This is a genomic window from Klebsiella sp. GB_Kp047, assembly GCF_040065235.1.
GTDB classification, from domain to species: domain Bacteria; phylum Pseudomonadota; class Gammaproteobacteria; order Enterobacterales; family Enterobacteriaceae; genus Klebsiella; species Klebsiella quasipneumoniae.
Genome location: NZ_JBEAJG010000029.1, coordinates 164,512 through 185,976 on the forward strand (window position 1 = coordinate 164,512; position 21,465 = coordinate 185,976).

General features: G+C 59.7%; 18 protein-coding genes and 1 riboswitch. Of the genes, 7 read left to right on the plus strand and 11 right to left on the minus strand.

The features are described 5' to 3' along the window. Positions 1–50: 50 nt before the first annotated feature. Positions 51–1,082, minus strand: a complete 1,032-nt coding sequence (yhjD, locus tag ABLV76_RS11540) for an inner membrane protein YhjD (protein ID WP_004204960.1) — start codon at positions 1,080–1,082, stop codon at positions 51–53. 106 nt (positions 1,083–1,188) lie between these two features. Beyond that, complete coding sequence (locus ABLV76_RS11545; RefSeq protein ID WP_004204959.1) at positions 1,189–2,088, minus strand: LysR family transcriptional regulator; 900 nt, start codon at positions 2,086–2,088, stop codon at positions 1,189–1,191. 119 nt (positions 2,089–2,207) lie between these two features. Between ABLV76_RS11545 and ABLV76_RS11550 the strand changes: the two genes are divergently transcribed. After that, positions 2,208–2,966, plus strand: coding sequence for an SDR family oxidoreductase (locus ABLV76_RS11550; protein ID WP_017900000.1), 759 nt, complete (start codon positions 2,208–2,210; stop codon positions 2,964–2,966). Between the two features lie 34 nt (positions 2,967–3,000). Here ABLV76_RS11550 and ABLV76_RS11555 read toward each other — a convergent pair whose 3' ends face one another. From ABLV76_RS11555 to ABLV76_RS11565, 3 genes are all read right to left on the minus strand, one after another. After that, positions 3,001–3,534 (minus strand): GNAT family protein, encoded by a 534-nt coding sequence (locus ABLV76_RS11555; RefSeq protein WP_017899999.1) that lies wholly within the window; start codon positions 3,532–3,534, stop codon positions 3,001–3,003. 66 nt (positions 3,535–3,600) lie between these two features. After that, positions 3,601–5,253, minus strand: a complete 1,653-nt coding sequence (locus ABLV76_RS11560; protein ID WP_017899998.1) for an alpha,alpha-trehalase — start codon at positions 5,251–5,253, stop codon at positions 3,601–3,603. Between the two features lie 239 nt (positions 5,254–5,492). Beyond that, positions 5,493–6,641, minus strand: coding sequence for an iron-containing alcohol dehydrogenase (locus ABLV76_RS11565; RefSeq protein ID WP_032456705.1), 1,149 nt, complete (start codon positions 6,639–6,641; stop codon positions 5,493–5,495). A 126-nt stretch (positions 6,642–6,767) separates the two neighbouring features. Here ABLV76_RS11565 and ABLV76_RS11570 point away from each other — a divergent pair, with 126 nt between their 5' ends. Further along, positions 6,768–7,391 (plus strand): glutathione S-transferase, encoded by a 624-nt coding sequence (locus ABLV76_RS11570; RefSeq protein ID WP_048295868.1) that lies wholly within the window; start codon positions 6,768–6,770, stop codon positions 7,389–7,391. A 55-nt stretch (positions 7,392–7,446) separates the two neighbouring features. Here the strand turns inward: ABLV76_RS11570 and gorA are convergent, their stop codons facing one another. Beyond that, complete coding sequence (gene gorA, locus ABLV76_RS11575; RefSeq protein WP_053809892.1) at positions 7,447–8,799, minus strand: glutathione-disulfide reductase; 1,353 nt, start codon at positions 8,797–8,799, stop codon at positions 7,447–7,449. Between the two features lie 72 nt (positions 8,800–8,871). Beyond that, on the minus strand, positions 8,872–9,714 hold the full coding sequence (locus ABLV76_RS11580) for a 23S rRNA (adenine(2030)-N(6))-methyltransferase RlmJ (protein WP_053809893.1): 843 nt from the start codon (positions 9,712–9,714) through the stop codon (positions 8,872–8,874). A 193-nt stretch (positions 9,715–9,907) separates the two neighbouring features. Between ABLV76_RS11580 and ABLV76_RS11585 the strand changes: the two genes are divergently transcribed. The 3 genes from ABLV76_RS11585 (at position 9,908) to rsmJ (ending at position 14,164) form a co-directional block, all read left to right on the plus strand. Then, positions 9,908–11,179 carry a phosphatase PAP2 family protein gene (locus tag ABLV76_RS11585; RefSeq protein WP_094334647.1) on the plus strand — a complete coding sequence of 424 codons (1,272 nt, stop codon included), beginning with the start codon at positions 9,908–9,910 and terminating at the stop codon, positions 11,177–11,179. A gap of 182 nt (positions 11,180–11,361) precedes the next feature. After that, positions 11,362–13,404, plus strand: coding sequence for an oligopeptidase A (gene prlC, locus ABLV76_RS11590; protein ID WP_135683846.1), 2,043 nt, complete (start codon positions 11,362–11,364; stop codon positions 13,402–13,404). Between the two features lie 7 nt (positions 13,405–13,411). Next, on the plus strand, positions 13,412–14,164 hold the full coding sequence (gene rsmJ, locus ABLV76_RS11595) for a 16S rRNA (guanine(1516)-N(2))-methyltransferase RsmJ (protein WP_043522531.1): 753 nt from the start codon (positions 13,412–13,414) through the stop codon (positions 14,162–14,164). 145 nt (positions 14,165–14,309) lie between these two features. Here the strand turns inward: rsmJ and dtpB are convergent, their stop codons facing one another. Both dtpB and uspA read right to left on the minus strand, forming a co-directional pair. Beyond that, positions 14,310–15,782 carry a dipeptide/tripeptide permease DtpB gene (gene dtpB, locus ABLV76_RS11600; protein WP_004204941.1) on the minus strand — a complete coding sequence of 491 codons (1,473 nt, stop codon included), beginning with the start codon at positions 15,780–15,782 and terminating at the stop codon, positions 14,310–14,312. A 255-nt stretch (positions 15,783–16,037) separates the two neighbouring features. After that, positions 16,038–16,475 (minus strand): universal stress protein UspA, encoded by a 438-nt coding sequence (uspA, locus tag ABLV76_RS11605; protein ID WP_004145166.1) that lies wholly within the window; start codon positions 16,473–16,475, stop codon positions 16,038–16,040. A 382-nt stretch (positions 16,476–16,857) separates the two neighbouring features. On the opposite strand from uspA, the gene uspB reads away from it, so the two are divergent. Further along, positions 16,858–17,193, plus strand: coding sequence for a universal stress protein UspB (gene uspB / locus ABLV76_RS11610; RefSeq protein WP_002921203.1), 336 nt, complete (start codon positions 16,858–16,860; stop codon positions 17,191–17,193). Between the two features lie 58 nt (positions 17,194–17,251). On the opposite strand, the gene pitA is transcribed toward uspB, so the two are convergent. After that, positions 17,252–18,748: an inorganic phosphate transporter PitA gene (gene pitA / locus ABLV76_RS11615; protein WP_004204940.1), complete on the minus strand. Its 1,497-nt coding sequence runs from the start codon at positions 18,746–18,748 to the stop codon at positions 17,252–17,254. A 229-nt stretch (positions 18,749–18,977) separates the two neighbouring features. Between pitA and ABLV76_RS11620 the strand changes: the two genes are divergently transcribed. Further along, complete coding sequence (locus ABLV76_RS11620) at positions 18,978–20,171, plus strand: NAD(P)/FAD-dependent oxidoreductase (protein WP_032431155.1); 1,194 nt, start codon at positions 18,978–18,980, stop codon at positions 20,169–20,171. A 39-nt stretch (positions 20,172–20,210) separates the two neighbouring features. Here the strand turns inward: ABLV76_RS11620 and ABLV76_RS11625 are convergent, their stop codons facing one another. Continuing rightward, a complete protein-coding gene (locus tag ABLV76_RS11625; protein WP_032456703.1) occupies positions 20,211–21,224 on the minus strand; it encodes a magnesium transporter in 1,014 nt (337 codons plus the stop codon). A gap of 56 nt (positions 21,225–21,280) precedes the next feature. After that, positions 21,281–21,462: riboswitch (M-box (ykoK) riboswitch) on the minus strand. Positions 21,463–21,465 lie beyond the last annotated feature (3 nt).

Here is a 21,465-nt window from a genome sequence, read left to right on the forward strand (position 1 = left end):
AATCAAGCGCGAGGATGAATTTTGCCTCTTTTATTCATCCTCGCAATACGTCAGCGGTGGGTTTTGCCCGGCATCCGTCGGTCGTCTTTATACTCCGCGGTGGCGATCCACGCGGCGCAGAACAGCGTCAGGCGGGCAAAGAAATAGAAAAAGGCCATCAGCCCGAGCACCGATCCGAACGCCGCCCCGGAGGGGGATTTTACCAGCGCCGGCAGCGTCCAGGTCATGACGATTTTGATGATTTCAAAGCCAATCGCCGCGATAAGCGTGCCGCGAAACAGGGCCTTGCGCCGCGGACGATGGCGCGGCAGCCGCCAGAAGATCCAGAAAAAGAGCAGATAGTTGGCAAAAATAGAGATGGCGAGACCGATCAGCCGCCAGGCGGGTTTCAGCCATTCAATATTGTCCAGATACAGCGCGGAGATAATCAACTGCTGGGCGGAACCGGCGACAGAGGTGATCGACAGCGTAATAATCAGCGCCACCAGCAGACCGATCAGCGAGATAAGATCGCGGAAGTATTTTATCCAGATTTTCTCCTCGTCCTGCGGCCGGCGCTCCCAGACGTCGCGTGACTGAGCGCGGATCGCTTCGCGCAGGTTGCCCATCCAGTTAATACCGGAATAGAGCGCCACCAGCAGGCCGACCACACCGACGGCGGTACGCTGCTGCACCGCGGTGTTGATGGTGTTTTTCAGCGTCGCCGCCAGCGTCGGGTCGCTGACGTTTTGCAGAATTTTGTCGAAAATGTCCTGCAGCAGGGTCGGATGCCAGGCCAGAACGAAGCCGGCGGCGGCAAATGAGACCATCAGGATCGGGATCATCGACAGGAACGAGAAATAGGTGATGGCCGCGCCGAACTGATTTCCCAGCCGGTCGTTGAAGCGCTCTGCGGCGCGTAGCAGGTGGGCGATCACCGGGTTGCGCTGCACTTTAGCCGCCGTTCCGGTGACGGTCTTCAGCGCCTGGCTGGCTTTTTGGCCGACGGCCGTGTCATTGAGGGCGTCGAGGGGGCTTTTGCTTTTCTCCGGCTGCGTGTCCGGTTCCTGTGGTGGGCGTCGATCGTCGTTTTCCGGCGTCATACGTAATTTCTTCCTTTTTTACCGCGAGATTCAGCAAAAAGTATACCTTAAATGCCGTATCCTGCAGGAACGCATCTGCCCGTCCCCCGTTCACCCTCCGCGCGGATCAATCGACGTAATCTTTCATCAGCCCGCCCAGCCACTCCATAAACAGATGCACGCGGCGGGAGAGATTGCGCCGGTGCGGGTAGATAAGCGAGACCGGCAGCGGCTCAGCGCGGTACTGGGGCAGGATCTCGATCAGTTCGCCGGCGCGTAACGCCTCGCGCACGCCGGTGCGCGGCACCTGAATAATTCCCAGCCCGGCGATACAGGCCGCCTGATAGGTTTCCGTGCTGTTGACCGTCAATATGCCGCCGCTTTTTACCCAGCGCACGGCGCCGTCGATCACCACCTCGAAGCCGGAAGGACGGACCCCGAGAGTGCTGGCGTAGTGGATCAGGGCATGATCCGCCAGATCCTCCAGGGATTGCGGGTAGCCAAAACGGGCCAGGTAGTCCGGGCTGGCGCAGTTAATTTGCGTCAGCTTGCCCAGCGGGCGGGCGATAAGCCCGGAGTCTTTGAGCGCGCCGACGCGCACCACGCAGTCAAACCCCTCGCGGATCACGTCCACCAGCCGGTCGCTGCTGCTCAGCTCCAGTTCGATGCCCGGATACTGCTGCAAAAAAGTCGGCAGATGCGGGATCACCAGCTTTTTGGCAAAACCGACCGGCATATCCACCCGCAGCCGACCGCTGATGCTCGCCGGATCGTGCTGGAACATCCCGTCCAGTTCGTCGAGATTGCTCAGCAGATCCTTCGCCCGCTCGTAGTAGACCATCCCATCCTGGGTGAGTTGAACCCGACGGGTGGTACGGTGCAGGAGCCGCACGCCAAGATGGCTTTCCAGGGCCTGAATCTGCCGCGAGACGCTGCCTTTCGGCAGCGCCAGGGTCTCGGCGGCGCGGGAGAAGCTCTCCAGATCCGCTACGCGAATGAATAACTGCATTGCATGAATTTTATCCATGCTCATGGCCTATTGTTGTTGTGAATGAAACAGTAAAACGTAATGTAGCGTATTTATTGTTTTACTGGCAGTTAATAAGCTAGGACACAATCACAACGCAACCTGAAAGGGGTCTTCTGATGACACAACGTATCGCTTTAGTGACCGGCGGCAGCCGTGGCCTGGGTAAAAACGCCGCGTTGAAGCTGGCGGCGAAGGGAACCGACATTCTTCTGACCTATCACAGCAACCGCCAGGCGGCTCTTGATGTGGTGGCGGAGATTGAGCAAAAAGGGGTCAAGGCGGCAGCATTGGCGCTGAACGTCGGCGATTCCTCAACATTCGACGCCTTTGCCAGTGAGGTGGCGCAGGTGCTGGCGCAGAAGTGGGGACGCACTACCTTTGATTATTTACTGAACAACGCTGGGATCGGCCTCAACGTCCCCTTCGCCGAGACCAGTGAAGCGCAGTTTGACGAGCTGATGAACATCCAGTTCAAAGGGCCGTTTTTTCTGACCCAGCGGCTGCTGCCCCTCCTGCAGGACGGGGGGCGGATCCTTAATGTCTCCAGCGGCCTGGCGCGCTTTGCCCTGCCGGGCTATGCGGCCTACGCCGCGATGAAGGGGGCGATGGAGGTCCTGACCCGCTATCAGGCGAAAGAGCTGGGCGGACGGGGGATATCGGTGAACATCATCGCGCCGGGGGCCATTGAGACCGATTTTGGCGGCGGGGAGGTGCGTGATAACGCCGAGGTGAATCGGCATATCGCCGCCCAGACCGCGCTGGGGCGCGTCGGGCTACCGGATGATATCGGCGACGCCATCGCCGCCCTGCTCAGCGATGAGCTGGCGTGGATGAACGCGCAGCGTGTGGAAGTCTCGGGAGGGATGTTCCTCTGAACCCCGCTGTCGTCAGACCGTGAGCGGCGGCGCGCTAGGGCGCATCGCCCTCCGCGCGCAGCCGACCGAACAGCCAGTCGTTGTGCCAGCGTCCGTTGAGCCAGTAGTTCTCCCGCAGCTCCCCCTCCAGCCGGAACCCGGCTTTGAGCAGTAACTGCTTAGACGCCTCGTTGCCGGCGGTGACGGTGGCGGTCAGGCGGCGGACGCCGCCGGTGGTGAAGGCGTAGTCGCACAGCGCGCGCAGCGATTCGTAGCCGTAGCCCCGGCCCTGCGCCGCCGGGGCGAAGAGAAAGCCGACCTCGGCTATGTCGCGCTGATGATGTAGGTAACCGGTGAGGCCGAGCGGGGTATGGGTCAGCCTGTCGCGCACCACCAGGCACAGCCAGTGTGCATCCCCGGGCGTCCACGGCGGCAGCCGCGAATCGAACGCCTCGCGGATGGCCGCCTGCGGCCGGGGGTCGGCCACATAGAGCATGACCTGCGGATCCTGCTGCAGGGAAAGAAAAAACGACCAGTCGTCCAGCTGCAGCGGTGAGCAGCGCAGGCGCGGCGTCAGAAGTTCAGGCATAAGCGTCATTCCGGGCAGGGCGAATCCCCTGAACATAGCAGGAGAAGGCCGCCGGGAACAGCCCGACTAGGTTGGCTCACCGTACAGGCCAATCAGCCGGCGCACCACGCCGTTGGTCCAGCCGAAGCCATCCTGCAGGGGATACTCCCCGCCGCCGCCCTCATGCGGCACGCCGGTGGCGATGTGGTATTTCTCAATCAGCTTGTGGTGCTGCTTGTAGAAGTGGTTGACCGTCTGCAGCCAGCTCCAGGCGATCTCATCTCCCAACGGATCCTGACCGTAGCGTTTAAATCCCTGCACCGCCATCCACTGCAGCGGCGCCCAGCCGTTGGGTTTATCCCACTGCTCGCCGCTTTCGTATTCGGTGGCCATGATCCCTCCGGGGGTGAGCAGGCGGGCCCGCACCGCATCGGCAAGGCGTTCCGCCTGTTCGTGGGTCGCCAGGCCGACGTAAAGGGTGACAATGCTGGCGGCGGAAAACAGCGCCAGCTGTTCGCGGCGCCAGTCATAATCGCGAAAACAGCCGTTCTCATCGTCCCACAGGTAGCGGTTAACCGCCGCCCGCCGATCCTGAGCCTTCTGGCGGAAGGCTGCTTCCGTCTCGCGATCGCCCTTCAGCCCGGAGAGGTTGGCGATGGTCGTCTCCAGCTTGAACAGGAAGGCGTTCAGGTCGATGGGGATAAACTGCGTGGTACGGATACTGGCCAGCCGCGTGATATCCCGCAGCCAGCGGCTGGAGTAGTCCCAGCCGGACGCGGCGCCCGCCCGCAGATCGCGGTAGACTTCATTAGCCGGCCGTCCCGAGTGGCGGGCGGTCTCCACGTCCTCGCGCCACGATTCATCCCGCGGCGTGTCCCGATCGTCCCAGTAGCGATTGAGCAAGGAGCCATCCGGCATGCGCACCACGTGCCGATACGCCTGATGCGGGATCAGCGACTCGGCGCCGTCCATCCAGAAGGCGTGCTCCATCTTCAGATGATCCAGATAGCGCTTCGCGCCGCGCACGCCGTCCTCTTCAAAAAGTTCGACCATCAGGGCGAACACCGGTGGCTGCGAGCGGCTGAGGTAGTAAGTGCGGTTGCCGTTCGGAATGTGACCGTAGGTTTCAATCAGCCAGGCGAAGTTATCGGCCATGCATTTCAGCAGATCTTCCCGGCCGCTCTCCGCCAGCCCCAGCATGGTGAAATAAGAGTCCCAGTAATAGGTTTCGCTAAAGCGGCCGCCGGGGACGATATAGGCCTGCGGCAGCGCCAGCAGCGACGACCAGGGGATATGATCCTGAGGCTCGCGGGTCAGCACCGGCCACAGCTTATCGATGTGCTCTTTCAGCGTCAGGTTGGGGTCGGAGGTGTAAACGTCGGTCTGGCTCTCCGGCAGCCAGAAGTTGTCCTCAACGAACTGCCGTAGATCGAAATCGGGCTGACGTTTGACCTTCCGGTAGTTCCGCAGGATGTCCAGCGGGTCGTGCTTAGGCGCGCAGTCGGGAAACGTTTTGCTGTCGGCAAAAATGCGTGATTTCTGCACGTTGGTAAACAGCTCAAGATAGCGATCCGCCGGGGTGAGGGCGTCAGACGCCGGAAGCCCCTCGATCACCTCAGGCTCCGGTTCAGCGTCAATCATCTCATCCAGCTTTAATTCGTACGGATCGGCTTCGTAGCAGGGATCGATGTCGATCCTTAACTCGTCGTCTTCAACGTGGCGTAATTTCTGGCTGAACATAGCGATACGGACCTCCGGATAGCGTGAGTTCGCGGCCGGGCGTACCCGGCCTTGTCTTTTAAGCGTAGACAGTCGCTTCGGTGAGTGTGAAGCAAACTGTGCGTTAGATCACGCTTTTTCGCCTGCAGGGGACGCCGTGGTTTTTAAGTAACGCCTTGATAAATCATTAATAAGTCCGCGCTTGGGCGAAGATAAAATTCGGAGCATTCATTATGCAACAAAATTTTATCCCGGGGCGCTCACTCCCACGCCGCCTCCAGCATCTCCAGCAGCTGTTCGCTGCTCAGGCTGACCGGATTGGCCTTCATCGATGAGGAGGTGCTGGCGGCCAGCGCCGCCGGCTCCAGCGCGTCGCGCGCCACGCCGAGGTCGCGCAGGGTGCCGAGACCGGCGCGAAGGCTCCATTCCCGCAGACTGTCCCAGACCCGATCCGCCGGAACCTCCAGCCCGTCGGCCAGCCAGCGGCGAACATCGTTGAAGCGCTGGCGCAGGGCGGGGTCGTTTATCTGCGACTCATTCAGCGCCAGCCCAAACGGCAGCAGGCTGCCGCACAGGGCACCATGCGAGGCGCGGCTCAGGCCGCCCAGCGGGCCGGCGAGGCCATGGATCACCCCCAGCCCGGCGTTCGCCAGCGCCAGTCCGCCGCACAGGCTGACCCAGGCCATCTCGTCGCGGCTGGCCGGGCACTCTTTTTCCATCAGAACCTTCAGCGCGCGGATACCCCGCGGGATCGCCTGTTGACAGAGGGCGTCGGTGAAAGGGGTGGCCCGGCTGCAGAGCCACGGCTCTATCACCTGGGTCAGGGCGTCAAGGCCGGAGCTCAGGGTGATACTCCGCGGCGCGTTGTCGGTTAGCGCCGGGTCGACAATCGCCAGGTCAGGCAGCATCCGGTCGTCGCGCAGGCTCACCTTCCGCTGCTGTTCCGGAACGTTGATCACCGCATTTTTGGTAACCTCCGCGCCCGTCCCGGCGGTGGTGGGGATCGCCACGAACGGCAGGGGACTGGCTTCCAGCTGACGGCCCGTTCCCACCACCTCCAGATAGTCGATCACCGGGCCGGTGGCGGGCGCCAGCGCCGCAATCGCCTTACCGGCGTCAATCACCGCGCCGCCGCCGAGGCTGACCACCGCCCTGATCCCTTTCTCGCGCGCCAGCTGGACGCCCTGCTCAATATCGCTAAGCCAGGGTTCGCGACTTATCGCCAGCGTCGTGACCGCAAGCTGCAGCGCCTCCAGCTGCTGGCGGAGAAACGCCGCCCGCTGCGGGCTGGCACCATGCACCAGCAGAATGGGACCACCCTGCTGCGCCAGCCAGGGGGCGGCGCTCTGGGCCTGACCGCGGCCAAAACGAATATTGGCGGGCATCAAAACGGTAAAAGGGGTCAACATGTCGGGTTCCTTTTCGGCAAACAGGCTGGAATCAACTATACACATTATCCAGCGCTCTGCCTTGTTGCTGGCTAGCAATAGAGTAGAGTGAATGAACTGTCTTTTATGGCTGAGGAATCGCTGACGATGCTAACAATTCTGGGCAAACGCTCTTCAATCAATGTACGGAAAGTGCTGTGGACCTGCGAGGAGATCGGGCTGGCGTACCAGCAGGAGGATTACGGCAGCGGGTTTAAGCCCCTGGACACCCCTGAATTTCAGCGCCTGAATCCTAACAGCCTGGTGCCGGTGCTGCTGGACGATGACTTTGTGCTCTGGGAGTCGAACAGCATCTGCCGCTATCTGGCGCGGAAAGCGGAGCGCTGGGATCTGCTGCCCGCTGAGCCGCAGCCCGCCGCCGAGGTGGAGCACTGGATGGACTGGCAGGCGACCGAGTTCAATACTGCCTGGCGCCATGCCTTTATGGGGCTGGTGCGTAAAGATCCTCGCTTTCAGGATCCGGCGGCGATTAAAGAGAGCATTGCCACCTGGACCCACTGTGTGCGCATTGTCGAGGCGCAGTTGCAGCGTACCGGGGCGTGGATAGCCGGCGAGCGCTTCACCCTGGCCGATATCGTGCTGGGGCTGTCGGTGCATCGCTGGAAGATGACGCCCTTTGCGCATCCGGAAATGCCGGCCGTGGAGCGCTGGTATATGGCGCTCAATCAGCGCCCGGCGTTTATGCGCCATGGCAATAACGGCGTGGCCTGAGCATAAAAAAAAAGAAGCCCCTCAGGGCTTCTTTTTATCATCCGGCGCTCGCGTGTTAGCGCATGGTGACGAACTCTTCTGCCGCCGTCGGGTGAATAGCGACGGTATTGTCGAAGTCTTTTTTGGTAGCGCCCATCTTCAACGCCACCGCAAAGCCCTGCAGCATCTCATCCATTCCGAAGCCGATGCCGTGGATGCCGACAATCTTCTCTTCCGGGCCAACGCACACCAGCTTCATGCGGCACGGCTGGCGGTGCGAGGTGACGGCGGTGTACATCGCGGTGAAGGAGGATTTGTAGACCTTCACCGCGTCGTCGCCATACTGCTCGCGCGCCTGCGGCTCGGTTAAGCCGACGGTGCCGATAGGCGGGTGGCTGAAGACCACGGTCGGAATATTGTTGTAGTCCAGATGCTCTTCTGGCTTGTTGTTAAACAAGCGTTCGGAGAGGCGACGGCCTGCGGCCACGGCCACCGGGGTCAGTTCGACGGCGCCAGTGTTATCGCCCACGGCGTAGATGCCCGGCACGCTGGTGTTCTGAAACTTATCGACGACGATGTAGCCTTTATCGTCGGTTTTCACGCCGGTAGCCGCCAGGTTGAAGTTATCGGTCGCCGGTTCGCGGCCAATCGCCCAGATCAGGCAGTCAACGGTCTGGCTGCGGCCATCTTCCAGCTCAAGGGTCAGGCTACCGTCGGCATGCTTCACCACCGCTTTCGGGATGGCGTTGGTATGCAGCTGCGGACCTTCGGCGTTCATCACTTCCACCAGCGTGTCGACGATCAGCGGATCGAAGCTGCGCAGCGGCGCGTGCTTACGCACGAACAGGTGGGTCTCAGCGCCGAGGCCGTTAATCACCCCCGCCAGTTCAACGGCGATGTAGCCCGCGCCGACCACCGCCACGCGCTTCGGCAGCGCCGGCAGTTCGAAGAAACCGTCGGAATCAATACCGTATTCCACGCCCGGAATGTTCGGGTGGCTCGGACGGCCGCCGGTGGCGATCAGGATATGATCGGCGGTAATGGTCTCGCCGTTCACTTCCACGGTGTGGGCATCGACAAAGCGCGCAAACCCTTTGATCACGTCGACGTTATTCTTACCCAGCACGTTGTCGTAGGAGGTATGAATGCGGTCGATATAGGCGCTGCGGCTGGCGACCAGCTTCTCCCAGTCGAAATGGTTGATGGTGGTATCGAAACCGTAGTCCGGGCCGTAAAGATGAATCGCTTCGCGGATCTGCGCCGCATGCCACATCACTTTTTTCGGCACGCAGCCGACGTTGACGCAGGTACCGCCCAGCGCTTTGGCTTCAATCAGCGCGCACTTCTGGCCGTACATGGCCGCACGGTTAATCGAGGCGATACCGCCGCTACCGCCGCCGATGGCGAGGTAATCATAATGTTTGCTCATGCCCATATGTCCTTAATCGTTGATTGCCGCGATTGTAGCGCGAGGCGTAAAAGGTTCCACCGATGGTTGCGATTACTCCGGCACGATCCAGCTGACGGCCGTGTGACCGGTACCGGCCGGCACCAGCTTGCTGTGTAGCCACGGCAGCACATTGTTCATCTGCTGCTCCAGCTTCCACGGCGGGTTGATGACGATCATCCCGGAGGCGGTCATGCCGCGCTGGTCGCTGTCCGGACGCACCGCCAGCTCGATTTGCAGAATTTTGCGGATACCTGTGGCTTCTAAATCTTTGATCATGCGTTTTATTTGCGCGCGCAGCACCACCGGATACCACAGCGCGTAGGTGCCGGTGGCGAAGCGTTTATAGCCTTCGTTAATCCCGGTCACCACCGCCTGATAGTCGGTTTTAATTTCGTACGGCGGGTCGATCAGAATCAGACCGCGGCGCGAGACCGGCGGCAGCTTAGCTTTCAGCTGCTGGTAGCCATCGGCTTTATCGACGCGCGCGCGGCTGTCTTTCTGGAACTCGGCGCGTAGCAGCGGGAAGTCGCTCGGGTGCAGCTCGGTCATCTGCAGGCTGTCCTGCTCGCGGAGCAGCTGGCGGGCGATCAGCGGGGAGCCCGGGTAGTAGCGCAGCTGGCCGTTACGGTTGAAGTGTTCGACCACCGAAATATAGGGCTCAAGCTCTGCCGGCAGGTCGTCCTGCTGCCAGATTCGGGCGATGCCTTCAAGATACTCGCCGGTACGCTCGGCGTGCTCGCCGCTCAGCTGATAGCGGCCCGCGCCGGCGTGGGTGTCCAGGTAGAGAAACGGTTTTTCTTTCTCTTTCAGCGCTTCGATGATCAGGCTCTGAACGGTGTGTTTGAGGACGTCGGCGTGGTTGCCTGCGTGAAAGCTGTGGCGATAACTGAGCATGGATGCAGAGATTCCGGGAAATAAACAAGTTAACCGATAGTTTACCGCAGATCGGCCGAGATTACCGCTGCGCCGCCGCGCTGTTTCATTTCTGCCAAAAGCGTTGCAAAACATAACGCTGTCATAAAAGCGTCAAACGGCCGCGCTAGCGTCGGATACAGGCAAGGTAATTGTTTGAATAAAAGGAAAAATAATGAAAAATCAACTCTCGCTGCTGGCCGTGGCGCTGCTGCTGGCGCAACCGGTTCTGGCTAAAGACATCCCGCTGAACAGAGCGGCGGCCCTCGCCAATAGCGTGACGCCGGCTGCCTCCAGCCAGGCGTATGACGATCTTGAGCAACAGGCGCTGGCGCAGCTGCGCCACGCTCTGCAGGGGGATGCCGCCGCGCTGACACGCGATCGGCTGGCGCACGCGAAACAAAACAAAACCCAGGCCGATACCGCCTGGCTGAAGGCCAGCGGCTATGAATTCCAGACCCGGGCCAATCAGCAGGCGGGCATTGCGCTGCTGTCGGCGTTCAGCAGCCTGCCGGAGACCGTCGTGCAGCAGAATCTGGCGATGGTGACCGCCATTAACCGCGACGCCGTACAGACCACCCGACGTCAGGCGCTGGCCGATGCGGAAGGGATTAGCTACCTCTACTTCCTCAGCGACGCGCTGGGGCCGCGGCTGGGCAACGCGTTTCTGACCGCCTATGACCAGGGCGCGCTGGGGAAAGCGGCGGCGCTGATCAAAGCCTCGGAGGTCAGCACCGGCGAGGCGAAAAAGCACTACAACAATCCGCGGCCGTTTCTGGTGCAGGGCAACACCATTCACCTGGTGCCGGACGACGTGGTGGTGAAGGATAACCAGCCCTATACCGCCGACGGCGGCTCGTTCCCCAGCGGTCACACCAACACTGGCTATACTGATGCGCTGCTGCTGGCGGCGATGATCCCGGAGCGGTTCGACGCACTGGTGGCGCGTGGCGCACGCTATGGCTATTCGCGCATCGTGCTGGGTGTCCACTATCCCCTGGATGTGATCGGCTCGCGGATGGTGGCCGAGCGCAACGTGGCCCATTATCTTAACGATCCGCGCTACCGGGTATTATTTAACGAAGCCCGCGATCAGCTGCGCGCCGCGCTGGCGAAAGCCTGCGGCACATCGCTTGCCGAGTGCGCGAAGAGCAGCGTGAAAGACGATCCCTGGCGCGATCCGGCGATGCGTGATTTCACTCGTTTCACCATGACCTACGACCTGCCGCGCCAGACGGGGCCGCAGCCGCGCCTGCAGGTGCCGAAGGGGGCGGAAGTGCTGCTGGAGGCTGCCCTGCCGCAGCTGTCTGCGGCCCAGCGCCGGGCGCTGATGGTCAATACCGCGCTGCCGGCGGGCTACCCGCTGTCCGGCGCCACCCCCGAGCAGCAGTTCTGGCAGCGGCTGAATCTGTCGGCGGCCTGGGAAATGGCGCAAAAAGGGCATTAATGCGGTTTCCGGCACGCTGCACCGCGTGCCGCGTTTTTCCGGCAACGGGCGGACTTATCGCAGCAATACCCAGGCTGACGCACCGCCCGTCATTGAAATTCCCCCAACTATCCCCCATTCTAGATCTCATGCATAAGCGCCGGACGCGCGCTTCACTCACCCTTTTCAACAGGACAGCGCATATGACCAATCCATTACTGACGCCTTTTTCCCTGCCGCCTTTTTCTGCGATCAAACCAGAGCACGTGGTCCCCGCGGTCACCAAAGCGCTGGAGGATTGCCGGGCCGCAGTGGAAAGCGCGGTGGCGCACGGCGCGCCGTATAGCTGGGAAAATCTTTGCCAGCCGCTGGCGGAAGTGGACGATGTGCTGGGACGCATCTTCTCGCCTGTCAGCCATCTCAATTCGGTAAAAAACAGCCCGGAACTGCGCGAGGCCTACGAACAGACGCTGCCGCTGCTCTCCGAGTACAGCACCTGGGTCGGCCAGCATGAAGGCCTGTATAAAGCCTACCGCGACCTGCGCGATGGCGATAACTACGCCACGCTGAATACCGCGCAGAAAAAAGCGGTTGATAACGCGCTGCGCGATTTCGAATTATCCGGTATTGGCCTGCCGCCGGAGGCGCAGAAACGCTACGGTGAAATCGCCGCGCGCCTCTCTGAGCTGGGCAACCAGTATAGCAACAACGTCCTTGACGCCACCATGGGCTGGAACAAGCTGGTGACCGACGTCGCCGATCTGGCCGGTATGCCGGAAAGCGCGCTGGCCGCCGCTCAGGCGCAGGCCCAGGCCAAAGAGCAGGAAGGGTATCTACTGACTCTGGATATCCCGAGCTACCTGCCGGTGATGACCTACTGCGACAATCAGGCGCTGCGCGAAGAGATGTACCGCGCCTATTCCACCCGCGCCTCCGATCAGGGGCCGAACGCCGGGAAATGGGATAACAGCCCGGTGATGGCGGAGATCCTCGCTCTGCGCCACGAGCTGGCGCAGCTGCTGGGCTTTGACAGCTACGCCTTTAAATCCCTCGCCACCAAAATGGCGGAGGATCCGCAGCAGGTGCTCGACTTCCTCACCGACCTGGCAAAACGCGCCCGTCCACAGGGCGAAAAAGAGCTGGCCCAGCTGCGCGCTTTCGCTAAAACCGAGTTCGGCGTCGAAGAGCTGCAGCCGTGGGACATCGCTTACTACAGCGAAAAACAGAAACAGCATCTCTACAGCATCAGCGATGAGCAGCTGCGCCCCTATTTCCCTGAAAACAAAGTCGTTAACGGTCTGTTCGAAGTGGTGAAGCGCATTTACGGCATTACCGCCAAAGAGCGTACCGATGTCGATGTGTGGCATCCGGAAGTGCGCTTCTTCGAGCTGTATGACGAACACAACGAGCTGCGCGGCAGCTTCTATCTCGACCTGTATGCCCGCGAGCACAAGCGCGGCGGGGCGTGGATGGACGACTGCGTCGGCCAGATGCGTAAGCTGGATGGCTCCCTGCAGAAGCCGGTCGCCTACCTGACCTGTAACTTCAACCGTCCGGTCAACGGCAAACCGGCGCTGTTCACCCACGACGAAGTGATCACCCTGTTCCACGAGTTCGGCCACGGTCTGCACCACATGCTGACCCGCATCGATACCGCCGGGGTTTCCGGCATCAGCGGGGTGCCGTGGGACGCGGTCGAGCTGCCGAGCCAGTTTATGGAAAACTGGTGCTGGGAGCCGGAAGCGCTGGCCTTTATCTCCGGTCATTATGAAACCGGTGAACCGCTGCCGCAGGCGCTGCTGGAGAAAATGCTGGCGGCGAAAAATTACCAGGCGGCGATGTTTATTCTGCGCCAGCTGGAGTTCGGCCTGTTCGATTTCCGCCTGCACGCGGAGTACAAGCCGGAGCAGGGGGCGAAAATCCTTGAGACCCTGGCGGAGATTAAAAAGCAGGTCGCCGTGGTGCCAGGCCCAACCTGGGGCCGCTTCCCGCACGCCTTCAGCCATATCTTCGCCGGCGGTTACGCGGCGGGTTACTACAGCTACCTGTGGGCCGACGTGCTGGCGGCAGATGCCTTCTCACGCTTTGAAGAAGAGGGCATCTTCAACCGCGAAACCGGTCAGTCGTTCCTCGACAACATCCTGAGCCGCGGCGGTTCCGAAGAGCCGATGGTGCTGTTCAAACGCTTCCGCGGGCGCGAGCCGCAGCTGGACGCGATGCTTGAGCATTACGGGATCAAAGGCTGATTGCTACGTGAAGATCTGCTTAATTGATGAAACGGGCGCCGGAGACGGCGCCTTATCTGTTTTGGCCGCCCGCTGGGGGCTGGAGCAGGATGACAATAACCTGATGGCGCTGGTGTTGACCGCTGAGCATCTGGAGCTGCGTAAGCGCGATGAGCCTAAGCTTGGCGGTATCTTCGTCGATTTCGTCGGCGGGGCGATGGCCCACCGGCGCAAGTTTGGCGGCGGCCGCGGTGAAGCGGTAGCCAAAGCGGTGGGCATTAAAGGCGATTATCTGCCGGATGTGGTTGACGCCACCGCCGGCCTGGGGCGCGATGCCTTTGTGCTGGCGTCGGTCGGCTGTCGCGTGCGGATGCTGGAGCGCAATCCGGTGGTCGCCGCGCTGCTCGACGATGGTCTGGCCCGCGGCTATGCCGATGCGGAAATCGGCGGCTGGCTGCAGGAGCGGCTGCAGCTGATCCACGCCTCCAGCCTGACGGCGCTGACCGATATCACCCCGCGTCCGCAGGTGGTCTACCTCGACCCGATGTTCCCGCATAAGCAGAAAAGCGCGCTGGTGAAGAAAGAGATGCGCGTTTTTCAGTCGCTGGTGGGGCCTGATTTAGACGCCGATGGCCTGCTGGCCCCGGCGCGCCAGCTGGCGACCAAACGGGTGGTGGTAAAGCGCCCGGATTACGCGCCGCCGCTGGCGGAAGTCGCCACGCCGAACGCGGTGGTGACCAAAGGGCATCGGTTTGATATTTACGCCGGCACGCCGGAGTAATATTACCCCGTGGTGGTATCTCCCGGATAGCGGCGCAACGCGCCTTATCCGGGCTACCGCATTGTAGCCCGGCTCAGCGTAGCGCAAGCCGGGAACCGTAATATTTAAACAAACGGCGCCAGTGCGGGTCGGCCATCTTAAACGGTTACTCGGCGCTGGCCGGGGTATTAATCATCCGGTTCAGCCACGGCACCATTAGCGCCATCACCACCGTGACCCCCAGGGTCACCAGGCCAATTTTACTGAACACGCTGGTGTAAACCGGCAGCGTCTGCAGCGGGTCGGTGATATTTTCCGGCACCGCGGTGAAGGTCGCCACATAGCCGCCGAGCAGGAACGCGGCGGCCTGGGTCAGGAACCACATCCCCAGAATAAAGCCCATCAGATGCTGCGGCACCAGCGCGGCGACCATCGCCAGCCCCAGGGCGCTGATCAGCAGCTCGCCCAGGCTCTGGAACAGATAAACCAGCACAATAAACCACGGCGAGGTTAATCCCTGGGCGTCGGCGAACCACATCCCGGCGGCCGCGGCGGTCAGGAAGCCCAGCGCGCAGAGGAACATCCCGAGGGTAAATTTCACCGGCATGGTCAGGTCTTTACCCTTATGACCGAGATGGGTGTAAATCGCCGCCAGCACCGGGCTGGCTACCACCACCCAGAAGGGGTTCAGCGCCTGGAAGCTGACCGGGTTGATGGTAAAACCCAGGATCTGATGATGGACGTTGTTGATGGCGAAGAAGTTCAGCGAGGTCGGCATCTGGGCGTAGAGAATGTAAAACAGCACCGCCTCGATCATCAGGATAAAGGCGACGAACATTTTGTTGCGCCCGGTTTTATCAAGGCGAAACGCCTCGCGGAAAAAGAACGCAATGACCACGACCGACAGGACAATCAGCACCAGGTTGGCGATCATCACGTTATGCATCAGCCAGGCGCAGAGAAAAATCATTACCACCGTACCGGCCAGCACCAGCGCCAGATTGCGCAGGCTGAGGGGGCGGTGATCGGGCTCGGAGCCAATATCTTTTACCATCCCGCGGCAGGCGAAGTAGACCAGCAGCGCGATAATCAGCCCCGCGCCGCACAGGTTATAGGTCACCGCGTAGCCAAACTTTTCCGCGATCACCGGCGCCAGCGACAGCGACAGCAGCGAACCGATGTTTATCGACATATAAAACAGGGTGAACGCCCCGTCGAGACGGGCATCCTTCGGCGGATAGCATTTTGACAGCAGGCTCGCCGGGTTGGCTTTAAACAAACCGTTGCCGACGGCGATGGTGCCGAGGGCGATAAAGATCAGCTGCGGTTTCAGCAGCGACATCCCGGTCATAAAGTAGCCGATAGCCAGCACAACCGCGCCGAGCACCAGGGTACGTTTGGTCCCCAGAAGATGGTCGCCCACGTAGCCGCCGATCGAGATCAGCCCGTAAACCAGCGCCGCGAAGGCGCCGAAGGTGATAAAGGCCTGTTCCTGAGAGAAGCCCAACTGTTTAACAAAGAAGACCGCCAGGATCCCCTGAACGCCGTAATAGCCAAAACGTTCCCAGAGCTCCACAAAGAAGATCATGAAGAACGGACGAGGTTGCTGCAGCAAACCCGTAGGTGCAGTTGTATTCATATTCCTTCGCCTTGTATTACTTTCCCAAAAAGTATGAACGCGTATGCCAGAACGCGCCGAAAATGTCTGATAACTCGCCATGCTGCGGTTATTGGCTTAATGAGTAGATTATTATATAGATGTTTTAGTGAATAACTGGCTGATCACACTAATTGAATAGCTTTTTTATGGAGTTAATCTCTGTTGTCTGGCGGGGCAGAAGCGAAAATAAAAACGCCCGCAGCGGCGGGCGTCTGGCATGACACAACGGGAGGGTTATTCGTCTTCTTCGTCGCGCAGCGGGACGATCAGCATGTCGACATGGACGGTGTTGATCAGCTGACGGGCAGAGGACATCAGCTTGCTCCAGAAGTCCTGATGATGGCCGCAGACCACCAGGTCCATATCGTATTTTTTAATCGCATCGACCAGCACCTGACCGAGGTCGCCGCTGCCGCTCAGGGTCTCGGTGATCGGGTAGCCGGCGTTGGTTGAGAGCTCGGTCAGCGCGTGATGGGTCTCTTCGGAGATGCGTTTTTGCATATCGCCGAGGTTCACGTCAATCAGCCCGGTGTAGAGGTCGGAGTAATTTACATCCACGTGGATCAGGGAGACTTTCGCGTTATAAGGGCGGGCCATAGAAACGGCTTTTTCAACCAGTACTTTACTCTCCGGGGACAGGTCTACTGCAATCAGAATATGTTTGTAAGCCATAGTGTTACTCCTTCCATAAGTTTGTCGATGACCATTGGACCTGACAGCTGGCGCTGCCGTTTCGCCCGCGTCCTGCGTGCTACATTCGCGGGAGGGTAGCCTTTAAGGACTTCATTGTAGAAGATATTTCTTACCTTATAGCGCCCCCCGCACTCCGTCAATGCACTGGGTTCACCTAAAAGCTAAACAAATTTATCCGTCTTACGTATTGATAACGAATAACCTTGTGGTAAAAAAATTAATGGATCTCCTACACTATTTAATGAGCCGGTCGGAAAAATAAATGTGATCGGAATCGCACTCTTTACGGTATTGTCGTCGGTTATTTGGGGAGCGGTAGCCGCGGAGGATTTCTCCGTGGGCGGGTCGCCGGGGAGGAGGTATGATCAGCACTATTGCGCTGTTTTGGGCCCTGTGTGTCGTTTGTGTGGTGAATATGGCACGCTACTTCTCATCGTTGCGTGCATTATTGGTTGTGCTACGTGGTTGCGATCCCTTGCTCTATCAGTACGTCGATGGCGGCGGCTTTTTTACCTCGCACGGGCAGCCCAGCAAACAGATGCGGCTGGTCTGGTATATCTATGCCCAGCGCTACCGTGACCATCATGACGATGAATTTATTCGTCGCTGCGAACGTGTTCGTCGCCAGTTTATTCTGACCAGCGCCCTGTGCGGCCTGGTGGTGGTGAGCCTGATTGCGCTGATGATCTGGCACTAACGATATTTTCAGAATAAAAAACGGGCCAGCAAGCTGGCCCGTTTTGAACGAATAACGCTTAAATCAGCTTCAGGGAGAGCCAGTAAAGGACGCCTGAAAGGATAATCGCTGCCGGCAGGGTCAGTACCCAGGCCATCAGAATGCTGGTTACCGTCTTTTTCTGCAGACCACCGCCATCCACCAGCATCGTCCCCGCTACCGAGGAGGAGAGCACGTGGGTGGTGGAAACTGGCATCCCGGTGTAGCTCGCCAGACCGATTGAGACCGCTGCGGTCATCTGCGCCGACATCCCCTGGGCGTAGGTCATACCCTTCTTACCGATCTTCTCACCGATGGTGGTCGCCACGCGGCGCCAGCCGATCATGGTGCCAATACCCAGCGCCAGCGCGACCGCCATGATAATCCAGATTGGCGCGTACTCGATGGTGCTCAGCATATCGGTTTTCAGTTTCTTCAGCAGACGCTGGTCGTCAGCGCTTACGTCCGGCAGTTTCGCCACTTTGTCGGTAGTGTCGGAGATGCAGAGCATGATGCGACGCAGCTGGCCGCGCTGTTCCGGTTTTAGCGACTCGTAGTTCTCAACGCCGGTCAGCATGGTCTTCACGCGGTCAAGGGCGTTGATGGTGTTCGCCGGATGGCAATGAAACTCGCCGTTGGCCGCGGTATTGGTGTCCGGAGAGGGAACCAGCTGGTCAACGCCGGTGGCTTTCTTCAGCAGGTCAGGGCGCTGCTGGAAGAAGGTTTCCACGTTGTTGACCGCATCGCGGGTACGGGTGATTTCGTAACCGGAGGCGTTCATATTCACCACGAAGCCCGCCGGGGCGACGCCGATCAGGACCAGCATCACCAGACCAATGCCTTTCTGTCCATCGTTAGCGCCGTGAGAGAACGACACGCCGATAGCGGACAGGATCAGGGCGATACGGGTCCAGAACGGCGGCTTTTTCTTGCCGTCTTTCTTTTCACGCTCCGCCGGAGTCAAGTGGATACGCGCCCGTTTTTTGGTGCCGCTCCAGTAGCGGCGCAGCAGGAAAATCAGGCCGCCCGCAATCACCAGACCAACGATAGGCGAGATGATAAGCGAACCAAAAATGCCGATGACTTTCGGGATATTCAACGCATCAACCACGGAGGTGCCTGTCATCAGCGCATTGGTTAAACCAATACCGATGATGGCGCCAATCAGGGTATGAGAACTGGATGCCGGAAGACCGAAGTACCAGGTCCCGAGGTTCCAGATGATCGCCGCCAGCAGCATAGAGAACACCATGGCGAGGCCATGCGCGGAACCCATGTTAAGCAGCAGATCGGTCGGCAGCATATGCACGATGGCATAGGCTACGCTGAGACCGCCCAGCAGAACGCCGAAGAAGTTGAAGAGCGCCGCCATCGCCACAGCGAGCTGTGAGCGCATAGCGCGAGTGTAGATAACCGTAGCCACCGCGTTTGCGGTATCATGGAAACCGTTAATCGCTTCGTAAAACAGTACAAAAGCTAAAGCAAGCAATAATAATAGTCCGGTATGTAAATCCAGACCGGCAAATAAATGTAGCATAGGACGTTACGCCATTTTGAGGACATGAACGCGGCGCATTATCAGTGACTTTAGCGGCGCGGGCAAAGTGAAATATAGACTTTTTTTGATTTTCTTCCTGTTTAGGTTTTACCCTGTTGGGAGTAATCCTATATCTTTCAATGATGTATCTAATGCGGGATTTTTCCCGCTGGTGTGACCAGAGTGAAATATTTACAAAACCCGACAATTGGGGAACGAGGAATGCGGTGTGGAAAGGTTTGATGCCATTGTCGTTGGCGCCGGAGCGGCGGGAATGTTTTGCGCAGCGCAGGCGGGGCAGCTTGGCTGTCGCGTCCTGCTGCTCGACAACGGCAAAAAGCCGGGGCGAAAAATTCTGATGTCCGGCGGCGGCCGCTGCAACTTTACCAATATGTATGTCGAGCCGGCGGCCTATTTGAGCCAAAACCCGCATTTTTGCAAATCAGCCCTGGCGCGCTACACCCAGTGGGACTTTATCGAGCTGGTCGGCAAATATGGCATCGCCTGGCATGAGAAAACCCTCGGTCAGCTGTTTTGCGATGATTCGGCGGAACAGATCGTCACTCTGTTGCTGGCGGAATGCGAAAAGGGCGGCGTGCAGATCCGCCTGCGCAGCGAAATTCTCAGCGTGGAGCGCGACGAGCAAGGCTATCGGCTTCAGGTGAACGGCGAAACGCTGGCGACCAAAAAGCTGGTGATCGCCTCCGGCGGCTTGTCGATGCCGGGCCTCGGCGCCTCGCCGTTTGGCTATAAAATCGCCGAGCAGTTCGGCCTGAAGGTGCTGCCGACCCGTGCGGGTCTGGTGCCGTTTACCCTGCACAAGCCGCTGCTTGAGCAGCTCCAGGTTCTCTCCGGCGTCTCGGTGCCGTCGACCATCACCGCCGAGAACGGCACCCTGTTCCGCGAAAATCTGCTGTTCACCCATCGCGGCCTTTCCGGACCGGCGGTGCTGCAAATTTCCAGCTACTGGCAGCCCGGTGAGTTCGTCACCGTGAATCTGCTGCCAGACTGCAATCTTGAGGAATTCCTTAACGAGCAGCGCGGCGCGCATCCCAACCAGAGCCTGAAAAACACCCTCGCGATGCAGTTGCCGAAGCGGCTGGTGGAGTGTCTGCAGCAGCTGGGGCAAATTCCTGATGTCACGCTGAAGCAGCTGAACGTTCGCGATCAGCAAGCGCTGGTGGAGACGCTGACCGCCTGGCGCGTGCAGCCGAACGGCACCGAAGGCTACCGGACGGCGGAAGTGACCCTCGGCGGCGTGGACACCAATGAGCTCTCGTCGCGTACCATGGAGGCGCGTAAGGCGCCGGGCCTCTTCTTTATCGGCGAAGTGATGGACGTCACCGGCTGGCTCGGCGGCTATAACTTCCAGTGGGCATGGTCAAGCGCCTGGGCCTGCGCGCAGGCGCTGGTGGAAGGGTAATCTAAGCGTTCGGGCGCCCTGGCGCCCGAACGTATATGATCAGTTCAACCCAAGAAAATACTGGGCGATTTTGAAATAGATAATCAGTCCGGTGCCATCGATCAGCGTGGCGATAAACGGCGCGGAAACCACCGCCGGGTCGATGCCGATCCGTTTAAGCACCATCGGAATGACCGACGAGACAACTGCGCTCCACAGGGTAATGCATACCAGCGTCAGGCTGACGATCAGCGTGATTTCCATGCCGATGCCCATCATCCAGGCGCGCAGGCAGCCCGCCAGCCCCAGCGTTAAGGCAATCAGAAACGAGGTCGACACCTCTTTGCGGATCACCCGCCCCATATCGCGCAGCCGTACTTCTCCCAGCGCCATCGAGCGCACCAGCGTCGAAGTGATCTGCGTTCCGCTGTTGCCGCCGGTGCCGATGAGCAACGGAATAAAGAAGGCCAGCGCAATGGCCGACTCCAGGGCTTCTTCGAAATGCTGCAGCACGCTGCTGGTGTAGGCTTCGGCCACGAACAGCAGCAGCAGCCACACCGAGCGTTTCTTCCACAGCGTCCAGGGGCTGATGTCCAGATACGGTTTTTCCAGCGGCAGCGTCGCCCCCTGCAGCTGAGCGTCCTCGGTGACGTCATCCTCCAGCAGATGGGCGATCTCCTTTTCCATCAGGCAGCCGACCAGCTCGCCTTTATCGACGACGGGAACCAGCTCGAGGCCGCGATCGTTGAGCTCGGCAATGACCTGCGGGCGTTCATCGTCAGGTTTGACGCGGAACAGGCAGCTGTCCATCAGGTAGCGGATAGACTGCCCGACATCCCCTTCCTGCAGTAGCTTTTTGACCGACAGGCTGCCGCGCAGCTTTTTACCGGCGACAACAAACACCTGGCCGGGAATATCATCGCTGGTGAGCTGCGAGATAAAGTGCTCCCGCGCCTCATGGACGCTGAGATGTTCCTGCAGCGTAATAAAGTCGGTACGCATGTACTGGGCGATGGCATCGCCGTTGAAGCCAGAGGTCGCCTGATGGGCGGCGCAGAGTTGAATGGAAGACATGATTAAAATCCCTATAAAAAATCACTCATAGGGGCGAACAAGACAGGGTTAGCGCAGGCAGATCCCTACGTCCTGGTTTTAGCACTGCATAACGTATCTGAACGGTCATGACCGCCAGAAGTTACCTTGGCAACACCTTGATTCGATGGAAGCCTGTATTTCCCTTAGTGGTCTCTCTCGATACCAACAGGGCGGTAACTTGTATTTATGCAGGAGCCTCGCCATAACGAGATCGTTAAAT